Below are 21,933 nucleotides of genomic sequence, written 5' to 3'. Positions count from 1 at the left end.
TCAGCTCGCCGAGCGCCAGAGGAGCACATTGCCCTCGCGCTCGGCCGCTGCCATCGGTTCCGGCACGAGGACGCGCGAGCGTGGGAAGGTGGCAAGGGCCGTCGTGCCCTCGCCTAGGACCGAGCGGAGCTCGAACCTGCCGCCATGCAGCGCGGTGATCGCGGCGGCGATCGGCAGGCCCATCCCCAATCCCGGCGTTGCCATCCGCACCGGGTGGTCGCCCCGGCCGAACGGCGAGAGCACGGTGGCGAGCTCGGCTGCCGGGATGCCGGGGCCGTTATCGCTGACCGAAACATACTGGCCGCCGCCCGCCGTCCAGCCGACGCGAACGGTGATTTCGCCATCCGCCGGCGCGAACTTCACGGCGTTAGAAAGCAGGTGAAGCAGAATCTGTCGGAGGCCGCGCGGATCCGCGCGGAGCTTCGGCAGATCGGGTTCGGCCTCGACGGTGAGCCTCTGGCCTCGCTCGAGAGCGCGGGCCGCGACCGTCGCTTCGCAGGAGGCAGCGATTTCGGCGAGATCAACCGGGATCTCCTCCCGCTCGTAGCGACCGGCCTCGATCCCGGAAAAGTCGAGGACCTCGTCGATCAGCGCCAGCAGATGGCTGCCGCTTGCGTGGATGTCTGCGGCATAGTCGCGATAGGTGCCGTTCTGCATCGGCCCGAGCACTTCGTTCTTCATCACCTCGGAGAAGCCGAGAATGGCGTTGAGCGGCGTGCGTAGTTCGTGATTGACGGTCGCCAGGAAGCGGGATCGAACCCGGTTGGCCTCGTCGGCGATCCGCAGCGAATGCGCTGCGGCAGCCCGTGCCGCCGTCAGTTCGCCGGTCAGCCGCGCGCGTTCGGTGCGATCGGCGACGCCGTTGCGGAGCGAGCGATGCAGGCGCTGCGACAGCGACAGGAACAGGATTTCGGTGGCGATCGCGAGGAAGGCTAGCACCAGATAGAGCGGCGCCTGGCGCGCGGCGAACAGCACGACCATGGTGAGCGCCACCGGCGCCGTCGCAGCGGTCGCGGCGGCGGGAAGCGCCGCGGCGAACGTAGTTCCCGCCGATATCACCGCCAGCATGACGCCAAGCTGAAGGACGGCGGGGTCGACGCGCTGCTCGGGAACGAGCAGAACCAGCAGCCAGGCCCAGCTCAGGCCGCAGAGCCACTCGGCGAAGACGAACAGGCTCGTCCAGAGCCGCGACGAGAGCCCGTTCGGCTTGCGGAAGCACAGGCAGAGAACGGTCAGCAAAGTCTGGGCGCAGAGCGCGACTGCCGTCCAGACTACGGTGGAAGCCGGTGGTAGCCAGGCGGAGACAAGGAAACCGGCCAGCAGGGTGGCGCCGATGCCGACAAGGCCGCAGAGGAGCCGGGTGCGGGCATAGCCGGCGAGCAGGATTCGATTGATGGCGGACGAGTCTGGGGCCGGAGCACCGGTCTTGAATGCGACTTCCGGGCAGGCCGAAGCGGCCGCGCGCCGCCGCTCGTGGCAGCCGGACGGATGCGGCAGATCTTCCTGTTCGAATGTCGCTGTGGTCAGGCCCTGCATCTCTCGACTTCCTGGAAGGAAGCACTCTAGGTTGTTGTCGAATTTGGGTTTCGAATGCTTAATGCCGGCTTGATGAACATGGTTAAGCCGATGCTGAATTCTGCCGCCGCGTCGAAATCGGAACTCGATAGGCTGCTCGCGGATATCCGCGCCTGTCGCATCTGCGTCGACCATCCGCTCGGTCGGCCCCTGCCGCATGAGCCGCGGCCGGTCGTGCGCGCCTCGGCGACGGCGCGGATCCTGATCGCCGGCCAGGCGCCTGGTACGCGCGTCCATGCCTCCGGCATGCCGTTCACCGATCCGTCGGGTGATCGGCTTCGCGCCTGGATGGGGATCGGCTCCGCAGAATTCTATGACGGGAGCCGGATTGCCATTGCGCCGATGGGGTTCTGTTTTCCGGGGCTGGACGCCAAGGGCGGCGACCTGCCGCCGCGCCGCGAATGCGCGCCGGCCTGGCGCAGCGCGCTGCTGGCGGAACTGCCCGCGATCGATCTGGTGCTGGCCGTCGGGCTGCACGCCCAGAAGTTCCATCTCGGTAGCCGCGTGCGACGCGGCCTGACGGAGACCGTCGCCGACTGGCGTGCCATCCTCGACGAGACCTCGCCGCTGTCGGTCCTGCCGCTCCCGCATCCTTCGTGGCGCAACTCAGGCTGGATCAAGCGACATCCGTGGTTCGAAGCAGATCTGATCCCGACCTTGCGGCGCCTCGTGGCCGGGCGCCTGAGCGGCCACAGTTGACAAACTCGGCCGATCTGAGCATTGATCGAAGAATAATTTTCTCAATTCAGCAACGGTATCAGTCTTGGTTAGAAAAGATTGCCTCCGTCGCTGAGTTCCAAGGCAGAGGATTCCTGAATGATCGATCGGCTCGACCGAAAAATCCTGCAAATCCTGCAGGAAGACGCCACCATCCCTGTCGCGGAAATCGGTCGGCGAGTCGGACTTTCGACGACGCCCTGCTGGCGACGTATCCAGAAGCTGGAAGAAGACGGCGTCATCACCAAGCGGGTCGCGGTCCTCGACCCGAAGAAGGTGAATGCCAAGGTCACGGTGTTCGTCTCGATCACCACCAGCCAGCACAACGAGGAATGGCTCAAACGGTTCGCGGAGGTCATCCGCGACGTTCCCGAGGTGGTCGAATTCTATCGCATGAGCGGTCAGGTCGATTATCTGCTGCGCGTCGTCGTGCCTGATATCGAGGCCTATGACCTGTTCTACAAGCGGCTGATTTCGCGGATCGACATCGCCGACGTGTCGTCGGCCTTCGCAATGGAGCAGATCAAGTATGCGACCGCGCTGCCCTTGAACTACATCCCGCTCGAAAAGGACAAGGGCACGGCATAGGTCGCTGTCGACCGTCTTCGCGGGCCTTTCGAACGCGACGGGCGGCCTCCGCCTGTCGCGTTTTCTATGCGGAGCGCAGATGGCGGGTCAGCCGGTGCTCGAGCTTGTCCCAGATCCGGCGGATGGCCTCGACGACGATCAGATAGAGCACCGCCGCCCAGAGATAGACCTGGAAATCGAAGGTGCGGGAATAGGCGAGGCGGGTGACGCCCATCAGGTCGAACACCGTGACGATCGCCGCCACCGAGGAGCCCTTCACCATCAGGATCACTTCGTTGCCGAGCGGGCGCAGCGCGATCAGCAGCGCCTGCGGCACGATGATCTTGCGGAAAATGAGGCCCGGCGAAAGACCGAGCGACATCGCCGCTTCGCTCTGGCCGATCGGCACGGCGCGAATGGCGCCGCGCAGGATCTCGGCCTGATAGGCGCCGGTATTCAGCGTGAAGGTCAGCACGCAGCAGAAGAACGCGTCGCGGAACAGCCACCAGAGCCCGATCGCCTCGAGCTGCGGCCGGAACTGTCCGGCGCCGTAATAGACGAGGAAGGTCTGCGCCAGCAGCGGCGTGCCGCGGAAGAAATACATGTAGCCGAACGAGAGGCCGCGCAGGATGCGGCTGCGGCTCATCCGGGCCAGCGCCACCGGCCAGGCCAGCAGCGCGCCGAGCGTGATCGAGATCACGACCAGCTGCAGCGTGACGACGAGGCCCTGCAGCATGCGCGGGCCGTAGGTGGCGAGCGCGTCCCAGTTCATGACGCTCTCCTGACGCCGCGATTGGCCCAGCGCTCGATCGCCGCGATGCCGATCGACGACACCATGGAGAGCGCGAGATAGGTGAGGCAGGCGACGCCGAAGAACAGGAACGGCTCCTTGGTGACACGGACGGCGATCTGCGTCTTGCGCAGGAGATCCTCGAGCGCGATCACCGAGACCAGCGCCGTGTCCTTGAGCAGGATCAGCCAGAGATTGGCGAGGCCGGGCAGGGCGAGCCGCACGAGTTGCGGCACGATGACGAGGCGCAGCGTCGCGCCGGGCCGCAGGCCGAGCGCATAGGCCGCCTCGTACTGGCCGCGGGTGATATTGTTGAAGGCGCCGAGGAAGACCTCCGACGCATAGGCGGAAAACACGACGCCGAGCGCCACCATGCCGGCGACGAAGCCGTTGATCTCGACCGGCGCGTCGCTGAACAGGCTGACGAACTTCTGCAGGACGATCTGGCCGCCGAAATAGACGATGAAGATCGTCAGCAGTTCGGGCAGGCCGCGGAAGACCGTCGTGTAGGCATTGCCGAAGGCGCGCCACCAGCGGTTCCTGCTGCGCTTGGCGAGCGCCATCAGCAGGCCGAGCGCCAGTCCGAAGGGGAGAGTCGCCAGGGCGAGGCGAATGGTGAGCCACGTGCCCGCGAGCAACTGGTTGCCCCAGCCATCGGGCTCGAAACTAAGCAACTCCAGCAGATGCACGCGGCCCGTCCCCCAAGGGTGCAGCGAAGAATGCGCGGTCGCCGGACCTCAGCGAGGCCCGGCGAGGCGCGTGGCTCAGTCCTTCCAGATCGAGAAGGGGAAGTACTTGGCGTTGATCTTGTCGTAGGTGCCGTCCGCCTTGATGGCGAGGATGGCTGCCGAGATCTGGTCGCGCAGATCTGAGTCGGACTGGCGCACGCCGGCGCCGACGCCATCGGTGGGCAGGTCCGTGCCGACGAACTCGTAATTGGCGCCGTCGGCCGTCTTCAGCCAGTCGAGGCCCGGCAGCTTGTCGACGAACAGCATGTCGATGCGGCCGGCGACCAGATCGAGATTGACCTCGTCCTGGGTCGGATAGAGCTTGATGTCGGAATCCTTGTACTTCTGCTCGAGCTCGGCCGCCTGGACGGTCGAGGACTGCGCACCGATCGTCTTGCCCTTCAGGGCCTCGGGCGACGTGTCCTTGATGCCGGCGGTCTTCGGCGCGATGAAGGAGGACGGCGACTGGTAGTAGGGGCGCGAGAAGTCGATGACCTTCTTGCGCTCGTCGGTGATCGACATGGACGAGATGATGGTGTCGAACTTGCCGGCCTGCAGCGCGGGGATCAGCCCGTCCCAGTCTTGCACGGCGAAGGTGCATTCCGCCTTCATCTGAGCGCAGATCGCCTTGGCGATATCGACGTCGAAGCCGCCGAGCTGGTTGTCGGCGCCGACGAAATTGAACGGCGGGAAGGCGCCTTCGACGGCGACCCGGATGTTCTTCCATTCCTTGGCCTGAACGGCGCCGGTGACGGCCATCAGGGCCAGGGCCGCAATGGCGGCCTGCTTGACGATACGCATGTGCATTCCCTCTGAGGTACGCTTTTCTACTGCGTCCGGTTTGCCCGCCAGAGGCGAGCGTCCGTCCTCGGCGTATATCCCACCATTTCCGGGCGGGCTGCAACTGCTGGCCGTGCAGATGGGGGAACGGCCGTTATTCCGTGGGCAGCCAGCGGGTCGCCGCCTCGAGTTCCGAAGGCGTGTTCGCATTCAGGAACGGATCCGGACCGTCGGCCGGGATGTCGTAGCCGACGACGCTGAAGCCGCAGGCGGCGAGGAAGGCGCGCACGCCCTGGCTTCTGGCGGTCGCGCGCCATCCGGCCAGCGTGTCGGCGAGTGCAACCGGCCAGAGACCGAAAACCGGGTGGTCGCGGTCGCCCGAGGCGGCGATGGCGATCAGCGGCTGGCCGGATTGCGCCGCCAGCAGGCGCGCCACCAGGTCGCGCGGCAGGAAGGGCGAGTCGATCGGCACGGTGGCGACGAAATCCGGCCGCTCCGGCAGGGCCGCCGCCCAGCGCATGCCGGCGAGGATGCCGCCGAGCGGACCGGTATCCAGCCGGTCGTCGACGAGAACGGGAAGCGCGTAGGATGCGAAGCGATCGGCGTCGCCGTTGGCGTTGATCGCGAGCGGCGCGACCTGCGGGGCGAAGCGCTCCAGCACATGCTGGATCAACGGCTTGTCGCCGAGCCGGACGAATGCCTTTTCGCGGCCCATGCGGAGCGAATTGCCTCCGGCGAGAATGACACCTGCGACGCTCATCGGCTCCATTTTCTGTTGAGGAGCATGAATGCTCCGCCCGCGATCAGGCCCCAGAATGCAGCACCGATCCCGAAAAAGGAAAGTCCCGATGCGGCCGTCACGAAGGTCACCATTGCCGCATCCCTGTGGGCGGGGACGCTGATGGCGCCCGCGAGCGCGCCGGCGAAGGCGCCGAGCAGAGCGAGGCCGGTGGCGGCCTGGATCAGCACCGGCGGCGCCACCGCGAGGAGGGCGGCAGCGAGCGTCGCGCCGAGGCCGAGCACCAGATAGAACAGGCCGCCGGCGACAGGGGCGACCCAGCGCCGCGCCGGATCGGGATGGGCGTCGGGGCCCGCGCACATGGCGGCGGTGATTGCGGCGAAATTGATCGTGTGGCCGCCGAAGGGCGCGGCGAGGATGCTGGCGATGCCCGTCGAGACGAAGACGGTGTGCACGGGCGGCTCGTAGCCATTCGCCTTCATGACCGCGATGCCCGGCAGGTTCTGCGACGCCATGGTGACGATGAAGAGCGGGATCGCCAGCGACACCAGGCCCTGCAGCGTGAACACGGGCCAGACGAACGTGATGTCGGGCGTCATGTGGTCGATCGACCAGCCGCCGGTGGGCGCCGTCCAGATGATCAACGCGACCGCGGTGACGACGGCGGCCGGCACCGCCCAGATCTTGCGGATACGCCCGACGAAGGCCCAGGCGAGGACGACCGGGATCGCCAGCGCGGGCTCCAGGCCGACCGCCTTGGCCGGGGCGAGGCAGAGCCCGAGCAGGATGCCGGCCAGCATCGCGCTCGCCAGGACCGTCGGAATCGAGGAGACGAGCCGTCCGAACGGCTTGATCAGGCCGGCGGCGACGATTAGCGCGCCGGCGAGCACGAAGGCGCCGACGGCGGCCGGGAAGCCGCCCTCGATGATGCCGGTGGCGGCGAACAGAACGGAGCCCGGCGTCGACCAGGCGATGCTGAGCGGGATGCGATAGCGCCAGCTCAGCAGGATCGACAGAATCCCTTGCGCAAAGCAGATGGCGAGCAGGCCGGAGGCGGCCTGGGCCGGCGTCGCGCCGACGGCGAGGAAGCCCTGCAGCACCACGGTGAAGACACCGGCGAAGCCGACGAAGGAGGCGATGATGCCGGCGACGATCGGCTGGGTCAGCCCGACCGTGCGTCCCACCGCGCCGTCCGTTTCGAAGTCGGGTGTCCGCGGCGCCGTTCGCAAGTCCATCGCAGGAAGCCCCTGATTGCAATCTTGTGCTGGATTGTTAGATTGGATCCAATCGACAGGCAAGGGTGGAGCGAGCTTGGCTGTCGCGAAAGCGGACCGCGGGGGAGGCATGCCATGTCGGCGGGACTGTCGGAACTGATCCAGTCATCCGGTCCGCGTTACCGGACCGCGACGGAATATGTCGAGGCGACGCTGCGCGGCGCCATTCTCTCGGGTGCGATCGCGCCGGGGACGCCGTTGCGGCAGGAAGAGCTGGCGGCGAGCTTCAAGGTCAGCCGGATGCCGATTCGCGAGGCGCTGCGCCAGCTGGAGGCGCAGGCGCTCGTCGATTTCGAGCCGCATCGCGGCGCCGTCGTCGTGCAGATCACCCTGCTCGATGCGATGGACAATTATGCCATCCGCGCCGCGCTCGAACCCCAGGCGCTCCGCCTGTCGATCCCGAACCTGACGGAAGAGGATTTCGAGATCGCCGAGGATCTGCTGGCCGAAATCGACCAGGAGCAGGATCCCGGCCGCATGGGCGAGCTCAATCGCCGCTTCCACATGACGCTCTACGCCCAGGCCGGCCTGCCCCGCCTGATCGCGCTGACCGAACAGCATCTTGCCTCGGCCGACCGCCACCTGCGCTTCCACCTCGCCGCCGTCGGAGGCGACATGGGGCAGGACGAGCATCGAGAGATCTTGGCTGCCTGCCGCGTTCGCGACGAGGCGACCGCCATCGATGCGCTGGCCCGCCATCATCGTCGGGCGAGCGAGGCGATGAAGGCCTATTTCGCGGCGCGATCGTCTGGGACGCCCTGATCGCCGGGGAGAGGACTGGGGTCGGCGAGGCACTGGTCGATCCGCTTGCCTCGGGCGGCGGCGGGGCTCTATAGATCCCGCGTCGCGCCGAAATATCGTGCCGCGAGCGCGATTTCCGTTAGCCTGGCGTTACCCCTCTGTTATCCGGGATGCTTCCATGATCGCGATCTCCTACCGCTTGGCCGGATCTTGAGCGGGACCGCGTTCGAACCGGTCGCGCTCGCCGGCATGGGCTGGTCGGATTTCTTCGCCGGGCAGATCGAAGCGGACGACGCCGGTCTGGTCCCGATGCGGATCGCGACGGTCCACCGGGCGCGGATGAGCGCCATCTCCGTCGACGGTCCTGTCCGTCTCGTCCTGCCGCCGCACACCAACACCGGCGAATATGCGGTGGGCGACTGGGTGCTGGTCGAGCCCGGGTCCGACCTCCTCCATCGTCGGCTCGAGCGGCGGACCCTGCTGCAGCGGCGGGTCGAGGGCGGGACGACTCCGCAGCTGACGGCCGCCAATGTCGACACGCTGTTCATCGTCACCTCCTGCAATGCCGATTTCAACGTCGCGCGGCTGGAGCGCTACCTGGCGCTCGCCAACCAGGCCAGCACGCATCCGGTGATCCTGCTCACCAAGGCCGACAAGGCCGAGGACGCCGAGGCCTATGCGAGCCAGGTGGCGAGCCTGCAGCGCGGGCTCGAATGCGTCACGCTGGATGGCCGCAGCGCCGAGGCCGCGGCAACGCTGGCGCGCTGGTGCGGGGCAGGGCAGACGGTGGCGCTGATCGGCTCGTCCGGCGTCGGCAAGTCGACGCTGCTAAACACGCTGGCGGGTCCCGACCAGGATGCGCCGCAGCTGACGGGAGGCATCCGCGAGAGCGACGCCAAGGGGCGCCACACCACCACCTCGCGCTCGCTGCACCGGATCGCCGGCGGCGGCTGGGTGATCGATACGCCGGGGATGCGGACGCTGCATGTGAGCGACGCGGCGGAGGGAATCGACCAGCTCTTCGCCGAGATCACCGAATTGGCTCCGAACTGCCGCTTTCGCGACTGCACGCATGAGCATGAACCGGGCTGCGCCGTGCAGGCGGCGATTCAGGCCGGCGATCTCGACCCCGACCGTCTCGACCGCTGGCGCAAGCTGCAGGACGAGAACCGCGCCAAGACGCCGGTGCTCCGGGGCCCGAAGGGCAACAAGCGCCGCTGACGCGTCGGCGGCGGCCTCAGCGCAGCATCCCGACCATGCCGACGACGACCGGGCCCATCAGCGGCAGCAGGACGTTGGAGATCGCGTAGGTCACGGTATAGCCGATCACCGGCGTCGAATTGCCCGCCAGCGACACCAGCGCGCTGATCGAGGGCGTGCTGCAATGCTGGCCGGCGATGGCACCGAGCAGGATCGGCCCCTCGATCCGCAGCAGGTAATGGCCGATATAGAGCGAGATCAGCGCCGGTAGGGCCGAGACCAGGATCGCAAGCACCGGCAGCACCACGCCATATTCCCTCAGCAGCGCGAAGGCATCCGGCCCGACGGAAAGGCCAACGGCGGCGATGAAGGTCGCGAGGCCGAAATCCTTCATGAACTGGGCGGTGTCGGCCGGGATGGCGCCATATTGCGGCCGGTGCATGTGGAGCCAGCCGAGGACGAGGCCCGCGACGAGCGCGCCGCCGCCCGTGCCGAGCGTCAGGTTGAGCGGGCCGAGGCGAAGGCTCAATTCGCCGAGCAGAAGGCCGGCGACAATGCCGAGCCCGAGCGTGACGAAATCTGTCACCGAGCGCGCCGGCAAGAGGTGGCCAAGCTCGGGCGCGGCGCGCTGGATGGCCTCGTCGGTGCCGTAGAGCGTCAGGATATCGCCCTGCTGCAACTCGGTGCCGGGCAGGGCGGGCACGGACTGGCCCAGCCTGCGGATGTTCGGGATGAATACGCCGCGGCGCTGTTCGGCGCTGGCCAGCCGGCGGAGGTCGCGGATGCGCAGCCCGATCAGTTCGCGGCGGGTCAGCACAACCTCGCGCTCGATCATCGGGGCGTTGTCCTGTGCCGGCAGCGCGACCTCCTCGCCCAGCCGCTCCCGAATGGCGATGACGGCGCGCCGGCGTCCGACGATCACGACGACATTGTCGGGCTCCAGCGCCCGATCGACCGTCGCCTTGGTGAAATCGCCCTCCCGGCCGACCTGGGTGATGGTGACGACACCGTTGATGCTGTTCTCGAAGTCGCCGACCGTGCCGCCCGCGATCGCTCCGGCGCGGAAGGCGCGCGAGACGATCTCCAGCGTCCCGTTGTCCTCGGCGTCGTCATCCTCGGCGCCGAGCTCCCGGGCCAGTTCGGCCGAGGCCTGGCGCAGGTCGATCCGGAGCAATAGTGGGCCGATCTGGGTGGTGAATACGACGATGGCGACGAGGCCGAACAGGTAGGTGACGCTATAGGCCGTGGCCATGTTGGCCTGAAGGCGTTCGATTTCCGCCGCCGGCAGGGCGAGGCGGGCGATCGCATCCGAGGCGGTGCCGAGCACGGCCGATTCCGTCGCCGAGCCGGCGAAGAGTCCCGATGCCGTGCCGTGGTCGAGGCCGAACAGGAGAATAGCGGCGGCAAGCAGAACGATGACGGTCCCGACCTCGACGAAGGAGAGGATGCCGTATCGCCAGCCGCCGCGAAGGCTGTTGAAGAACTGCGGACCGGCGGTGAAGCCGAGCGCAAAGATGAAGAGCGCGAAGGCGGTGTTCTTCAGGTCCGGTGAGATGGTGACGCCCAGTTGTCCCAGCGCCAGGGCGACGAACAGCGTCCCGCAGACGCCGCCGATCTGGATGGGTCCGAGCCGGATCTTTCCGATCAGGTAGCCGAGAGCAAGGCATAGGAATAGCGCGACAACCGGTTGTGTGATGAACGACACGACCAATTCCGGTGCTGTATGGCGATCCTGCCCGACTATTCTCCGCTCGGAGCCCTCTTGCAAGGGCCCTGCGCGGGCTCAGTCGGCCGAAGCAGCCCCGAAACCCGGTTTCGTCGTGCGCAAGCCGAGGACGAGCGGCACGGCGACGGCGTAGACGGCGACGACCGACAGCCAGACCGCGCCGGGCCATTGCGCCCGCACCAGCAGGTAGACGGTCGAGAATCCGAGCGGTGCGACGATCGAGGCGAGGCTGACCGCGGACATCAGCACGCCCTGGAACTGGCCCTGCCGGTCCTTGTCGACCTGACGCGTCGCCATCGATTGCAGCGCCGGCGCGCCGATGCCGCCGAGCGCGAAGAGCGGCATGATCGCGAAGACGATCCAGCCCTCGTTGGCAAACGAGATGACGACAAGCGCGATCGAGACGCCGGCTATGCCGGCCAGCACCGCCCCGCGCTCGCCGAGAAGCTTCACGGCCGGACCCGGCAGGAAGGCCTGCACGAGGCTCTGGCAGATGCCGAAGGCGCCGAGTGACAGGCCGATCCAGAGTCCGTTCCATTGGAACGCCTCCTTGCCCCAGAGTGCCCAGCAGGTGCCATAGGCCTCGCCGGTGGCGCTGAAGATGAAGAAGACGAGGATGATCGGCAGCAGGCTCTTCACCGAGAACACCCAGCGCAGCGGCGCAAACGGATTGAGCGCGCCGAAGTCGATCTTCTCGCGGGTCGGCGTGTGCGACTCCGGCAGGACGAGAAAGGCGAGCAGGAGGTTGCAGGCGTTGAGCGCGGCGGCGGCGAGGAAGGGAAGGCGCACCCAGCTGTCGCCCAGCGCGCCGCCAAGGACCGGCCCGACGATGAAGCCGATGCCGAACATGGCATTGAACAGGCCGAAACGGCGGGCACGCTGGTCCTCGGGCGTGATGTCGGTGATGTAGGCGGTGGCGACCGAGATGTTGGCGCTGGTGAGGCCAGCGATGGCGCGCCCGAGCAGCAGCATCCAGAGATTGGGCGCGAAGGCGAGGAACAGGTAGTTGATGGCGGCGCCGGCTAGCGAGATCAGCAGCACGGGCCGCCGGCCGAGCCGGTCGCTCAGCGAGCCGAGCACGGGCGCGAACACGAACTGCATCACCGCGTAGAGCGCGGTCATGATGCCGATCAGCGGCGCGACATTGTCGGCGTGCGTGACCTCCTGGAGCAGCGAAGGCAGGATCGGGAAGATGAGGCCGATGCCGACGGCATCGAGGACGATGGCGGTGAAGATGACGAGCAGGGGACGGGTCATGGCGCGTTCCGTTGCGCGCAGGCCGGCTGCGCCGCGCGCGGCGCCGATGGCTTGCGATGAGGCCTGACGATCAGGCGTTACGGGTCTGGGAGACGCTGGCCGGACCATGCGGCAGACATCATGGTCGGCGTGTGCTTGACCGCCTGGACGTTCATTCGTCCACCTGTTTGCTCCGCCATCGGGCGGATCAAGGGAAGCGGTCGCTTTTCGCGGCGCAACGCGTCTACGCCGAAAGGCGAGCGGCGACAAGCCCCCATGGCCGCGGCAGGAAAAGCGCCCGTCAGGAGGGGCCAAAACCAAGATCATTTCAGCGTTTCACGGAAACGCCGAAACGATCTAGCCTTTTGCTTTGTCACGTTTCCTTCACGCGAACCGGTATCCACATCACTCGAAAGCGCTCTAGAGACCTAGTGCCTCATAAGGGCAAATACGCCCCAGCCGAGATATTCGCGTGTGAAGGTGGCGTAACGTTCCGGTTCCGTAGTGAGTTGGCCCCGGACGACGGCAGCGAACTCGTCGTGGGGGTTCGCGTCGAGCCAACGGCGCATCGTCAGCCATTTCGCCGCTTCATATCGGTCCCAGCTGTCCTGGTTCGCCAGAACCATTTCCACCACGTCGAAGCCGAGCTCGCGGAATGACGCGAGCCGTTCCGGCAGCAGGAGAAAATCGGAAATCGAACCGGCGAGGCATCCCCTGGCGATGTCCTCGGTCGGCGGCAGGCGCAGCCAGTACGGTTCGCCGATGAGGATCAGCCCTCCCGGACGGAGGCTCTTCGCGAGGAGAGCGGTGGTGCCGGCGACACCACCGCCGATCCATGTGGCGCCGAGGCAGGCGGCGATATCGACCTCGCCTTCGGAGACGTAGCCGGCGGCATCGCCGTGGATGAACGCGACCCGATCCGCGACTCCGAGTTCGTCAGCCCGCTGTCTGGCCTGCTCGGTGAACAGCGGGCTCATGTCGATACCCGTGCCGCAGACCCCGTAGTCGCGGGCCCAGGTGCAGAGCATCTCGCCTGATCCGCTGCCGAGGTCGAGGATGCGCGTCTCTGGTTCGAGGCGCAGCGCCGCCCCGAGCGTCGCGAGCTTGTCGGGCGTGAACGGGTTGTGGATGCGATGGGCGCTTTCGCTGATGTTGAAGATCCGGGGGATGTCCACTTGGAAAAAAAATGCCTCTCGCGTCAACGGAATCGGTAGTCGAGCCATAACACGCGGAGATTGTGTTCCGATGTCACCCTCCCGCCGCATCCCGCGCGAATTCGGCCGGAGTGGCGGCTGTATGGGATGTGCGCCTCACTTCGGCCCTGTCCGGGGCGGACGGGACGTCGACTCAGCCCCGCCGGGCCGCCTCGATCCTGGCGATGTCGATCTTGCCCATTTCCATCATCGCCTCGAAGGCGCGCTTCGCCTCGGCGCCACCAGCCGCCATCGCATCGGTCAGCGCACGGGGCGTGATCTGCCAGGAGATGCCCCACTTATCCTTGCACCAGCCGCAGGCGCTTTCCTGGCCGCCATTGCCTACGATGGCGTTCCAGTAGCGATCGGTCTCTGCCTGGTCGTCGGTCGCGATCTGGAACGAGAAGGCCTCGCTGTGCTTGAACATGTCGCCGCCGTTCAGGCCCATGCAGGGAATGCCGGCGACGGTGAAATCGACGGTCAGCACGTCGCCCGCCTTGCCGGAGGGATAGTCGCTGGGCGCCCTGTGCACGGCATGGACCGCGCTATCTGGAAAGGTCTTGGCGTAAAAGCGGGCGGCTTCCTCGGCGTCCTTGTCGTACCAGACGCAGATCGTGTTCTTCGCAATAGCCATTGCTTGTCCTTGATGTCGACCCGATCGCGCCGGGCTGCTCAAACGACGAATGTAGACACGCGATTTCGACATGGGGCGTTCGCTCGATGTCGATTTTTCCGATTGCTTCGGACTGAGGCGCCCCGCTGCCGGGTCATGCGGGTGGTGACCGCTTCGCTCTCCGTTGTCGTCTCAACTTTGGAACTAGAACGAGAATGCGCACGATCCGGGCTCCGTTCCACCGGAACGGCTGCCGTCGGGCCTTTGCCGGTTCTCGGGAGCCGGCAATAGCATTGGCGGAGAATTGACACAGGCGCCTTGTCCAATTAATAACCATCCAGTCGGTAATTAATTGGACCAAACAGATGGCCCGGAAGCGCGTGATCGATCAGCAGGCTATTCTCGACGCCGCCGAGCGGGTGGTGGGGCGCAGCGGCGCCGTGAACCTCACGCTGGACGCCGTCGCGGCCGAGGCAGGGATCAGCAAGGCCAGCGTGATCTATGACTACAAATCCAAGCAGGCCCTGATCGAGGCTGTCGTCGATCGTGCCTTCGAGCGCGACAACGAGCATCATGCGGGCATAGAGGCGGGCCTTCCGGAGGGGCCTGGCCCGGCGATCCGGGGACGCATCGTCGCCGCAGCGGAACCGCCGCCCGAGGCGTTCCGGGCCGTGGCGCTCAATCTGAGCGCTGCCCTGACGCTCGACGATGCGCTGCGCTCGAAGATGCGGACCAACCAGGCCGAAACCATCGCCAGGATCCGGCAGACGTCCCCGTCCGAGCGGGGCGCGCTGCTAGCCTATCTGGCCCTCGAGGGGCTCAAATTCCTCGAATATCTGGACCTCCACCACTTCGCCCGCGACGAGCGCGACCGGATCCTCCGGGAAATCAACTGGCTCGTCACCGCCGTGCCGGAAGAGGCCGATCTCCCCGACACGTCTCTCTGAGACCCATTCTTCCAAGGTTTGACATCATGACCATGCTGACGGCTGCCCCACTCGACGGGGCAACGGAGAAACTCGCCCTGCTTCGGCGGATCTTCCTGACCGGTGGAAGCGGCTATGTCGGGCGCAATCTCATTCGTTATTTTTCCCGGCGCGATGTCGAGGTCGTCGCGCTGGTTCGCAGCGCCGGATCGGCCGAGCGCGTCCGCGCCCTCGGCGCCAAGCCGTGGCTTGGCGATCTGCTGAACCCGGACATCGGCGCCGGGATGGCCGGGTGCGACGTTCTCATCCACGCGGCCGCCGATACCGATCATGGTCCGGGCAGCGGCGAGCAGACCCGCGTCAACCAGGAGGGGACACGGGTCGTGTTCGAGGCCGCGCGCGCCGCCGGCCTTCGCCGAGGAATCCTGATCAGCACCGAATCCGTCCTCGCCGACGGGCGGCCGCTTGTGCATGTCGATGAGACCGCGCCATTGCCGCGCAGGCCCGCCGGCAATTATTCGCGCAGCAAGGCGGCGGCAGAACGCATGGCGCTCGCGGCCGGCGGTCCCGGCTTCGAGGTGGTCGTGCTGCGCCCGCGCCTGGTCTGGGGCCGCGACGACACGACGGCGCTGCCGCAGCTCTGCGCCGCGGCCCGTTCGGGCAAGTTCGCCTGGATCGATGGTGGCGGCTATCTCACCTCGACCACCCACATCGCCAATCTTTCCGTCGCTGTCGAACTCGCCCTGCGCAAGGGGCGGGCCGGCGAAGTCTATTTCGTCTCCGACGGCGAGCCGGTCGCATTTCGCGCGTTCGTGTCGCGCTTGCTCGAAACGCAGGGAATCGTGCCGACCGGCAAGACGGTTCCCCGCCGCCTGCTGCGCGTCGTCGCCTCGCTCGGCGATGTCGCGGCCACCCTATCCGGCGGCAGGATCAAGCCGCCGCTGACGCTGCAGGCCTATGCCACATCGGCGGTCGAGATCACGCTGGATATCGGCAAGGCGCGGCGGGAACTCGGCTATGCGCCGGTCATGTCGCGGGAGGAGGGGCTGGCGGAGCTGCGCTCGGCTCAGCACTGGTAGTCTTCGAGTCGCGGGGCGTCGGCGGGCTTGCCCGCCTTCACCCATTCGACCTTGCCGCGCAGGAAGGAAAGCGCCGTGTCCATTGCGGCCTTGCGGGTCTCGAGCCGCTGGATCTGCGATTCGAGGATCTCGATCGTCCGTTCGGACGAGCCTTCGCCCGCGCGGTACTCGTCGTTCAGCGCCTGGATCTCGCCGAGCGAATAGCCGAGCGTCTGCTGCAGGCGGATCATCCGGGCGGCGGTGACGTCCTCCTCGCGAAAGATCTGATAGGGGTTCGAGCCGCCCTTGAGGCTCCGCTCGGGTTTCAGCAGCCCCTTGGAGATGTAGAAGCGGATGGTGTCGAGCGGCAGCCCGCAGGCGCGCGCAAATTCGGAGATCAGCATTTTAGACCCTTGACCATGGAGTATGGTCTATACTTATAGGTCTGGCTTGTCAGAAAATGGAGTCCCCGATGACAAGCAAGATCGAAACGCTGCCCCAGGTGCAACTCGGCCCGAAGGGTCCGTGGATCGGAACCCAGGGGCTCGGCTGCATGGGCATGAGCGAGTTCTATGGCGCGACCGACGAGGTTGAGTCCCGTGCGACGCTAGAGCTGGCGATCGAACGGGGCGTGACGCTGTTCGACACCGCCGACATGTATGGCGTGGGCGCCAATGAGGAATTCCTCGCGCCCTTCTTCCGCGCCCATCGCGGCGAGGCGCTGATCGCCACCAAGTTCGGCTACAGCCGCACGCCCGAAAATCCGGACGACTGGAGCCTCGACAACCGGCCGGAATACATCCGCGCGGCCGTAGAGCGCTCGCTGAGGCGCCTCGGCGTCGAGGTCATCGATCTCTACTATATGCATCGCCGGAACGAGGCCGTGCCGCTGGCGGACTCGATCGGCGCGATGGCCGATCTCGTCGCGGCCGGCAAGGTGCGCTGGCTCGGCCTCTGCTCGGTTTCCGAGACCGAGCTGCGCGAGGCGGCCTCGATCCATCCGATCGCGGCGCTGCAGTCGGAATGGTCGATCTTCACGCGCGGCATCGAGGCGGGCGTGGTGCCCGCCGCGGCCGAACTGGGCGTGACGGTCGTGCCCTATTCGCCGCTCGGCCGCGGCATGCTGACCGGGCAGGCCTTTGCGAGCGTCCTGACGGCAGGTGATGCGCGGCAGTCCTTCCCGCGCTTCGCCGGCGAGAACCGGGACGCGAACATGCAACTGGTCATGAAGATCTAGCGGATCGCGGCAGCAAGGGGCGTGACGGCGGCGCAACTGGCGCTGGCCTGGCTCTACACCCGTGCCGACAGCCTTGAGGCAAGGACGGTGCCGATCCCGGGAACGCGCAAGCGCAGCCGGCTCGAACAGAACCTCGCCGCCGCGTCGATCCGCCTGAGCGCGGCCGAGATGGCGGCGCTCGAGCCGCTGGCCGCGGCGGTGCAGGGCGTCGCCGTCTAGGACGCCTGCACCGACGTCAGCAACAAAGAAGGCCCGGCGCCGGATGGGGCGCCGTGCCGTGTCGGCATCGGCCGGCGCGAAACTGCCGGATCGTCAGGCCAGGTACTTCTTGAACCAGTCGATCGTCCGCCGCCAGGCGAGGTCGGCGGCAGCTTCGTCGTAGCGCGGCGTCGAGTCGTTGTGGAAGCCGTGATTGGCGCCGGGGTAGATATAGGCCTCGTAGGTCTTGCCGTTGGCCTTCAACGCCGCCTCATAGGCCGGCCAGCCTTCGTTCACCCGTGTATCCAGCTCGCCATAGTGGAGCAGGATCGGCGCCTTGATGCGAGGCACGTCCTCGGCCTTCGCCTGGCGGCCATAGAATGGCACGGCGGCGCCAAGCTCGGGATAGGCGACCGCGGCGGCATTGGCGACGCCGCCGCCATAGCAGAAGCCGGTGATGCCGACCTTGCCGGTGGTGCGCTCGTCCTTCATCAGGAATTCGATTGCCGCGAAGAAGTCGTTCATCAGCTTCTTGGGGTCGACCTGCTGCTGCAGTTCGCGACCCTTCTCGTCATTGCCGGGATAGCCGCCCTTCGAGGTGAGGCCGTCCGGTGCGAGCGCGATGAAGCCGGCCTTGGCGACGCGGCGCGCCACATCCTCGATATAGGGGTTGAGGCCGCGATTCTCGTGCACGACGACGACCGCCGGCAGCTTGCCCTCGGCCTTGGCCGGCCGGACGAGGTAGCCGCGCACCTCGCCATGACCGTTGGGCGAGGGGTAGGTGATGTATTCCGCGACGATGTCGGGATCGGTGAACGAGACCTGCTCGGCCAAGGCGTAGTTGGGGCTCATCGTGGCCAGGATCGAGGCGGCGGTGACGCCGCCGATCGCGAATTTCGCGGCCCTGTCGAGGAATTCCCGCTTGGTGATCCTCCCATGCGCGTAGAAATCGTAGAGCTCCAGCAGCTCGGGATGGAAGTCCTTGGCGGTCAGTCGGGTCATCGGTGCCTCGTGGGGTAAGGGGCAGGGGTGCCGTCGTGGTGGAGGCCGGGATGATAGCGGCCGAGTGCCGGCAGACCAGCCCTGATTGCAGGCAGCGGCATGATCGCGGTGCACCGGCGCCCTGTCCAACCGCCTCACGATCGAGCCGAAACTTTACAAATATTGACTAATATGTGAACTTCCTTCACTCGCCTCGTCATGCAGGGTTTCGCCGTGAACAGCTTGCGCTTCGCCACTCGCCTGAACTCCTTTGCCTCGCGCGCCGAGGCGGAATGGCCGGACCAGAAGGGGAAGCCGAGCGTGCTGCAGATGGCGGCAAGGGCGGCCCGGGTGGACGGGCTCACGGATCTCGACCTGAACTATCCCGATCATGTCGGCGAGGATCCGCGTGAACTGGCGAGCAAGCTTGGCGATATGGGGCTGGCGATCAATGGCTTCGCCATGCGCTACTACACCAATCCGGCGTTCAAGCTGGGCGCATTCACCAATCCGGATGCCGCAGTGCGCCGTGAGGCAATCGATCTCACCAGGCGAGGCATCGACGCGGCGCGCGCGGCCGGATCGAACCTGATGACCATCTGGCTGGGCCAGGACGGTTTCGACTATGCGTTCCAGGCCGACTATGACCGGCTCTGGGATCACGAAATCTATGGGATTCGTGAAGTATGTGCGCATGATCCGGACTGTCTCATCAGCATCGAATACAAGCCGAACGAGCCGCGCGCCTACAGCCTGATGCCGGATTGCGCGACGACGCTGCTGGCGATCCGGGAGGCCGGAGCGCCCAATCTGGGCGTGACGCTCGATTTCGCGCATGTGCTCTATGCCGACGAGCAGCCCGCCTTCGCGGCGGCGCTGATTGCCCGCCACAGCCGCCTGCTCGGTGTGCATCTGAATGACGGCTATGCCAAGCGCGATGACGGGCTGATGGTCGGCGCGGTCCATTCGGTGCAGACGATCGAACTGCTGCGCCAGATCCGGCGCGACGGCTATGATGGCGCGATCTATTTCGACACGTTCCCTGACATGACCGGGCTGGACCCGGTGCGCGAATGCGAGGTGAACATCCGCACCGTGCGCCGCATGCTGGAGGTCGTCGACCGGCTGGAACGCGACAACCGCCTCGGCGAGGCGATCGATCGCCAGGACGCCGTCGCGTCGAACGCCATCGTGCAGGAGGCGATGCTGGCGCCGGCGAACTGATCGCGACGTCTTGTGGCGGGCTCAGAAAGAACGCGGATGACCCTCGACGACGCAAACCCGAATTCTGTCGGCCCGCGCATCCGCATGATGTTGCCGTCGCTGACGCCCCGCGAGGCGCATGTCGTGGAATCCGTCCTCGCCATGCGCGATTTCGGGCCGGATACGGCGCTGAAGGCGATCGCCGACTCGACCGGCGTTTCCGAGGCCATGGTGGTCAAGATTGCCAAGAAGCTTGGCTTCGACGGCTATCGCGGCCTCCGTTCGGCGCTCTCGCAATATAACCGCCTGCCGGCCGCCGCCATGCACCAGGAAGTGTCGCCGGAAGATACGTCGCGCGAGATCGTCCAGAAGGTGTTCCGCACCTCGATCCGTGCACTGGAGGAGACGCTGGCGATCCTCGATCTCGACGCGTTCGATCGCGCCGTCGAAGCGATCTACGGCGCCCGCCAGAGGGATTTCTATGGCGTCGGCGGGTCGGCGCAGATCGCGCGCGACGTCGCCCACAAGTTCCTCCGCATCGGCCTGCGCGCCAGCGTCCATGACGACGCGCACATGATGCTGATGTCGGCGGCGCTGCTCGGCGAGCGCGACATCGCGATTGGCTTCTCGCATTCCGGCAACACGGCCGCGGTGATCGAGGCGCTGCAACTGGCGCGGCGGAACGGCGCCCGCACGCTCGCCATCACCAACTACGACCGCTCGCCGCTCGCCCGCCAGGCCGAAATCGTGCTGTGCTCTACCGCGCTCGGCTCGCCGTTGATGGGCGAGAACGCCGCCGCCCGCATTGCGCAGCTCAACATCCTCGACGCCGTCTTCGTCGCCGTCGCGCAGCGGGATTACCAGCGGGCCGAGCGGAATCTCGAAAAGACCATGTCGGCCGTCGCCGCCAATCGGAAAGACCGAACTCCATGAACCAGAGCGCGCCCGCGGTCGTCGTCTTCGGCAGCCTGCACTATGACATCATCGTCCGCGGCCCGGCGCGCCCGCGCAAGGGCGAGACGATCGCCGGCCAGTCCTGGCAGCCGAAATGCGGCGGCAAGGGCGGAAACCAGGCCGTCGCGGTGGTGGAGGCGGGCGCGCGCTGCGTCATGGTCGGCGCCGTCGCGGCCGACGACTTCGGCCGGACGCTACTGCAGAACCTTGACGATCAGGGCGTGGATCGTCGCTTCGTCCGTGTCATCTCCGGCGGATCGAGCGGCATGAGCGTCGCTATTTTTGACGGCGAGGGCGACTATGGCGCGGTGATTGTTTCCGGCTCCAACCTGATGCTGTCGGAGCGGGACGTTGCGGCGGCGCAGGATGCCTTTGCCGCAGCAGCCGTCCTCGTGCTGCAGAACGAGGTGCCAGATGCCGCCAATGTCGCCGCCGCCCAGGCGGCGAAGCGGGCGGGCGCCCGGGTGATCCTGAACGCGGCGCCCGGACGCATACCGTCACCGGCGCTCGCGGCGGCCGTCGACATCATCGTCGTCAACGCGATCGAGGCGGAATTGCTCGCCGGTGTGCCGGTCGTCGAGAGCCTCCAAGGTGCGCTGGCTGCGGCGAGGATCCTTTCGCGAAGTTATCCAGTCGCCGTCGTGACCGCCGGCGGGGAGGGCGTCGCCTGCGTCACGGCTTCGGGCGAGGAAATCGCCATCGCGGCGATCAAGGTCAAGCTGGTCAGCACGCATGGCGCCGGCGATGCGTTCATCGGCATGCTCGCGGCGAGCCTTGCTGGCGACGATCTTCTGGCGGTAGCGCTCGACAAGGCCAACCGTGCTGCGGCGGAGCTGGTGAGCCGCCCCCTGCCGGGAGCCGCTACCGCCGGATAGGGACGCGCGGGCTGCGGCCCCACCTCCGTTGCAAGGATGGCGCTTGGGGCGTGCAAACGTCGCCGGCTATCTTGCCTGATAGGCCGACGCATGCCATTCGCCGGGAAAGCGCCGGCGCGAACGCGCGGACAGGCCACCGGGCAAAGCTGAATTGAACCAGGACAATCCCAACTCGGCGCCGGAACGAGGAGCGCGCCCCCGTTCGGTGCTGCATGCCGGCCGACGGGCGGCATATATCGTGCTCGGCTTCTTCTTCGTGGCGCTTGGCATCATCGGCGCGCTGCTGCCCGTCATGCCGACGACCGTCTTCCTCATCCTGGCCGCATGGAGCTTCGGCAAATCGTCGCCGCGGCTCGAGGCCTGGATGCTGAACCATCCGAAATTCGGCCCCGTCCTGCGCGCCTGGCGCGAGAATGGCGCAATCCCGCGCAAGGCGAAGTGGCTGGCCTGCGGCGGCATCGCGCTCGGCTATGCCGGCTTCTGGTGGGGCGCGCAGCCGTCCTGGTGGCTTGGCCTGCTGGTGGCGGCCGGCATGCTGGCCTGCGCGCTCTGGATCGTCACGCGCCCGGAGCAGGCTGCCGCCCGGCCGGTCGATAGCCCTTAGAGCTGGGATGGGCCGGCA

22 protein-coding genes and 1 pseudogene are annotated in these 21,933 nt (G+C 66.9%); 11 read left to right on the top strand and 12 right to left on the bottom strand.

Going from position 1 to position 21,933, the window contains the following annotated elements; all coding sequences use genetic code 11:
* Positions 1 to 1,536, bottom strand: a complete 1,536-nt coding sequence (locus tag WFK98_RS09100; protein ID WP_266337689.1) for a sensor histidine kinase — start codon at positions 1,534 to 1,536, stop codon at positions 1 to 3.
* Between the two features lie 90 nt (positions 1,537 to 1,626).
* On the opposite strand from WFK98_RS09100, the gene WFK98_RS09095 reads away from it, so the two are divergent.
* On the top strand, positions 1,627 to 2,274 hold the full coding sequence (locus WFK98_RS09095) for a uracil-DNA glycosylase family protein (RefSeq protein WP_336799997.1): 648 nt from the start codon (positions 1,627 to 1,629) through the stop codon (positions 2,272 to 2,274).
* A 117-nt stretch (positions 2,275 to 2,391) separates the two neighbouring features.
* A complete protein-coding gene (locus WFK98_RS09090) occupies positions 2,392 to 2,880 on the top strand; it encodes an Lrp/AsnC family transcriptional regulator (protein WP_266337687.1) in 489 nt (162 codons plus the stop codon).
* Positions 2,881 to 2,944: 64 nt separating this feature from the next.
* On the opposite strand, the gene WFK98_RS09085 is transcribed toward WFK98_RS09090, so the two are convergent.
* The 5 genes from WFK98_RS09085 to WFK98_RS09065 all read right to left on the bottom strand — a co-directional run bounded on the left by WFK98_RS09085 (position 2,945) and on the right by WFK98_RS09065 (position 7,080).
* Positions 2,945 to 3,631 carry an ABC transporter permease gene (locus WFK98_RS09085; protein ID WP_336799996.1) on the bottom strand — a complete coding sequence of 229 codons (687 nt, stop codon included), beginning with the start codon at positions 3,629 to 3,631 and terminating at the stop codon, positions 2,945 to 2,947.
* The gene (locus tag WFK98_RS09080; RefSeq protein WP_336799995.1) at positions 3,628 to 4,338 is read right to left on the bottom strand and encodes an ABC transporter permease; all 711 of its coding nucleotides are present in this window, start codon (positions 4,336 to 4,338) and stop codon (positions 3,628 to 3,630) included. Before WFK98_RS09080 ends, WFK98_RS09085 begins: the two co-directional genes overlap by 4 nt.
* 75 nt (positions 4,339 to 4,413) lie before the next feature.
* On the bottom strand, positions 4,414 to 5,178 hold the full coding sequence (locus tag WFK98_RS09075) for a transporter substrate-binding domain-containing protein (protein WP_266337684.1): 765 nt from the start codon (positions 5,176 to 5,178) through the stop codon (positions 4,414 to 4,416).
* A 133-nt stretch (positions 5,179 to 5,311) separates the two neighbouring features.
* The gene (mobA, locus tag WFK98_RS09070; RefSeq protein ID WP_336799994.1) at positions 5,312 to 5,917 is read right to left on the bottom strand and encodes a molybdenum cofactor guanylyltransferase MobA; all 606 of its coding nucleotides are present in this window, start codon (positions 5,915 to 5,917) and stop codon (positions 5,312 to 5,314) included.
* Positions 5,914 to 7,080 carry a benzoate/H(+) symporter BenE family transporter gene (locus WFK98_RS09065; protein WP_336799993.1) on the bottom strand — a complete coding sequence of 389 codons (1,167 nt, stop codon included), beginning with the start codon at positions 7,078 to 7,080 and terminating at the stop codon, positions 5,914 to 5,916. The genes mobA and WFK98_RS09065 overlap by 4 nt, the downstream gene beginning before the upstream one ends.
* Before the next feature lie 165 nt (positions 7,081 to 7,245).
* On the opposite strand from WFK98_RS09065, the gene WFK98_RS09060 reads away from it, so the two are divergent.
* Both WFK98_RS09060 and rsgA read left to right on the top strand, forming a co-directional pair.
* Positions 7,246 to 7,932 carry a GntR family transcriptional regulator gene (locus tag WFK98_RS09060; protein WP_336799992.1) on the top strand — a complete coding sequence of 229 codons (687 nt, stop codon included), beginning with the start codon at positions 7,246 to 7,248 and terminating at the stop codon, positions 7,930 to 7,932.
* Between the two features lie 228 nt (positions 7,933 to 8,160).
* Positions 8,161 to 9,132 (top strand): ribosome small subunit-dependent GTPase A, encoded by a 972-nt coding sequence (gene rsgA, locus WFK98_RS09055; protein ID WP_266338181.1) that lies wholly within the window; start codon positions 8,161 to 8,163, stop codon positions 9,130 to 9,132.
* 16 nt (positions 9,133 to 9,148) lie between these two features.
* On the opposite strand, the gene aspT is transcribed toward rsgA, so the two are convergent.
* The 4 genes from aspT to WFK98_RS09035 all read right to left on the bottom strand — a co-directional run bounded on the left by aspT (position 9,149) and on the right by WFK98_RS09035 (position 13,900).
* Positions 9,149 to 10,816, bottom strand: coding sequence for an aspartate-alanine antiporter (gene aspT, locus WFK98_RS09050; RefSeq protein ID WP_336799991.1), 1,668 nt, complete (start codon positions 10,814 to 10,816; stop codon positions 9,149 to 9,151).
* 78 nt (positions 10,817 to 10,894) lie between these two features.
* A complete protein-coding gene (locus WFK98_RS09045; protein WP_336799990.1) occupies positions 10,895 to 12,094 on the bottom strand; it encodes a TCR/Tet family MFS transporter in 1,200 nt (399 codons plus the stop codon).
* A 407-nt stretch (positions 12,095 to 12,501) separates the two neighbouring features.
* Positions 12,502 to 13,248: an SAM-dependent methyltransferase gene (locus WFK98_RS09040; RefSeq protein WP_336799989.1), complete on the bottom strand. Its 747-nt coding sequence runs from the start codon at positions 13,246 to 13,248 to the stop codon at positions 12,502 to 12,504.
* A gap of 172 nt (positions 13,249 to 13,420) precedes the next feature.
* Positions 13,421 to 13,900 (bottom strand): VOC family protein, encoded by a 480-nt coding sequence (locus tag WFK98_RS09035; protein ID WP_266337677.1) that lies wholly within the window; start codon positions 13,898 to 13,900, stop codon positions 13,421 to 13,423.
* Between the two features lie 344 nt (positions 13,901 to 14,244).
* On the opposite strand from WFK98_RS09035, the gene WFK98_RS09030 reads away from it, so the two are divergent.
* On the top strand, positions 14,245 to 14,826 hold the full coding sequence (locus WFK98_RS09030; RefSeq protein ID WP_336799988.1) for a TetR/AcrR family transcriptional regulator: 582 nt from the start codon (positions 14,245 to 14,247) through the stop codon (positions 14,824 to 14,826).
* A gap of 26 nt (positions 14,827 to 14,852) precedes the next feature.
* Positions 14,853 to 15,884 carry an NAD-dependent epimerase/dehydratase family protein gene (locus tag WFK98_RS09025; protein WP_336799987.1) on the top strand — a complete coding sequence of 344 codons (1,032 nt, stop codon included), beginning with the start codon at positions 14,853 to 14,855 and terminating at the stop codon, positions 15,882 to 15,884.
* Here the strand turns inward: WFK98_RS09025 and WFK98_RS09020 are convergent.
* Positions 15,872 to 16,267: a MerR family transcriptional regulator gene (locus tag WFK98_RS09020; RefSeq protein ID WP_266337674.1), complete on the bottom strand. Its 396-nt coding sequence runs from the start codon at positions 16,265 to 16,267 to the stop codon at positions 15,872 to 15,874. The two genes, WFK98_RS09025 and WFK98_RS09020, sit on opposite strands and share 13 nt — an antisense overlap.
* 56 nt (positions 16,268 to 16,323) lie before the next feature.
* Here WFK98_RS09020 and WFK98_RS09015 point away from each other — a divergent pair.
* Positions 16,324 to 17,319 (top strand): annotated as a pseudogene (locus WFK98_RS09015) (aldo/keto reductase).
* Between the two features lie 93 nt (positions 17,320 to 17,412).
* Here WFK98_RS09015 and yghX read toward each other — a convergent pair.
* Positions 17,413 to 18,300 carry a YghX family hydrolase gene (gene yghX / locus WFK98_RS09010; protein ID WP_336799986.1) on the bottom strand — a complete coding sequence of 296 codons (888 nt, stop codon included), beginning with the start codon at positions 18,298 to 18,300 and terminating at the stop codon, positions 17,413 to 17,415.
* 222 nt (positions 18,301 to 18,522) lie between these two features.
* Here yghX and WFK98_RS09005 point away from each other — a divergent pair, with 222 nt between their 5' ends.
* The 4 genes from WFK98_RS09005 (at position 18,523) to WFK98_RS08990 (ending at position 21,915) form a co-directional block, all read left to right on the top strand.
* The gene (locus WFK98_RS09005) at positions 18,523 to 19,503 is read left to right on the top strand and encodes a TIM barrel protein (RefSeq protein WP_266338180.1); all 981 of its coding nucleotides are present in this window, start codon (positions 18,523 to 18,525) and stop codon (positions 19,501 to 19,503) included.
* Between the two features lie 36 nt (positions 19,504 to 19,539).
* Positions 19,540 to 20,415, top strand: a complete 876-nt coding sequence (locus WFK98_RS09000) for a MurR/RpiR family transcriptional regulator (protein WP_266337671.1) — start codon at positions 19,540 to 19,542, stop codon at positions 20,413 to 20,415.
* Positions 20,412 to 21,311, top strand: coding sequence for a ribokinase (locus WFK98_RS08995; RefSeq protein WP_336799985.1), 900 nt, complete (start codon positions 20,412 to 20,414; stop codon positions 21,309 to 21,311). The genes WFK98_RS09000 and WFK98_RS08995 overlap by 4 nt, the downstream gene beginning before the upstream one ends.
* Positions 21,312 to 21,462: 151 nt before the next feature.
* On the top strand, positions 21,463 to 21,915 hold the full coding sequence (locus WFK98_RS08990) for a YbaN family protein (RefSeq protein WP_442907392.1): 453 nt from the start codon (positions 21,463 to 21,465) through the stop codon (positions 21,913 to 21,915).
* Positions 21,916 to 21,933 lie beyond the last annotated feature (18 nt).

The sequence above is a fragment of the Kaistia sp. MMO-174 genome (assembly GCF_037147815.1).
Classification (GTDB): Bacteria; Pseudomonadota; Alphaproteobacteria; order Rhizobiales; family Kaistiaceae; genus Kaistia; species Kaistia nematophila.
Note: the sequence above shows the minus strand (reverse complement) of the source record. Positions and strands in the feature narration are given on the sequence as shown.

Bases quoted from the DNA above. Each gene is read 5' to 3' on its own strand.
- WFK98_RS09100 (WP_266337689.1), bottom strand. From the start codon at position 1,536: ATGCAGGGCCTGACCACAGCGACATTCGAACAGGAAGATCTGCCGCAT.
- WFK98_RS09095 (WP_336799997.1), top strand. From the start codon at position 1,627: ATGCTGAATTCTGCCGCCGCGTCGAAATCGGAACTCGATAGGCTGCTC.
- WFK98_RS09090 (WP_266337687.1), top strand. From the start codon at position 2,392: ATGATCGATCGGCTCGACCGAAAAATCCTGCAAATCCTGCAGGAAGAC.
- WFK98_RS09085 (WP_336799996.1), bottom strand. From the start codon at position 3,631: ATGAACTGGGACGCGCTCGCCACCTACGGCCCGCGCATGCTGCAGGGC.
- WFK98_RS09075 (WP_266337684.1), bottom strand. From the start codon at position 5,178: ATGCGTATCGTCAAGCAGGCCGCCATTGCGGCCCTGGCCCTGATGGCC.
- mobA (WP_336799994.1), bottom strand. From the start codon at position 5,917: ATGAGCGTCGCAGGTGTCATTCTCGCCGGAGGCAATTCGCTCCGCATG.
- WFK98_RS09060 (WP_336799992.1), top strand. From the start codon at position 7,246: ATGTCGGCGGGACTGTCGGAACTGATCCAGTCATCCGGTCCGCGTTAC.
- rsgA (WP_266338181.1), top strand. From the start codon at position 8,161: ATGGGCTGGTCGGATTTCTTCGCCGGGCAGATCGAAGCGGACGACGCC.
- WFK98_RS09045 (WP_336799990.1), bottom strand. From the start codon at position 12,094: ATGACCCGTCCCCTGCTCGTCATCTTCACCGCCATCGTCCTCGATGCC.
- WFK98_RS09035 (WP_266337677.1), bottom strand. From the start codon at position 13,900: ATGGCTATTGCGAAGAACACGATCTGCGTCTGGTACGACAAGGACGCC.
- WFK98_RS09030 (WP_336799988.1), top strand. From the start codon at position 14,245: ATGGCCCGGAAGCGCGTGATCGATCAGCAGGCTATTCTCGACGCCGCC.
- WFK98_RS09025 (WP_336799987.1), top strand. From the start codon at position 14,853: ATGACCATGCTGACGGCTGCCCCACTCGACGGGGCAACGGAGAAACTC.
- WFK98_RS09020 (WP_266337674.1), bottom strand. From the start codon at position 16,267: ATGCTGATCTCCGAATTTGCGCGCGCCTGCGGGCTGCCGCTCGACACC.
- yghX (WP_336799986.1), bottom strand. From the start codon at position 18,300: ATGACCCGACTGACCGCCAAGGACTTCCATCCCGAGCTGCTGGAGCTC.
- WFK98_RS09000 (WP_266337671.1), top strand. From the start codon at position 19,540: ATGACCCTCGACGACGCAAACCCGAATTCTGTCGGCCCGCGCATCCGC.
- WFK98_RS08995 (WP_336799985.1), top strand. From the start codon at position 20,412: ATGAACCAGAGCGCGCCCGCGGTCGTCGTCTTCGGCAGCCTGCACTAT.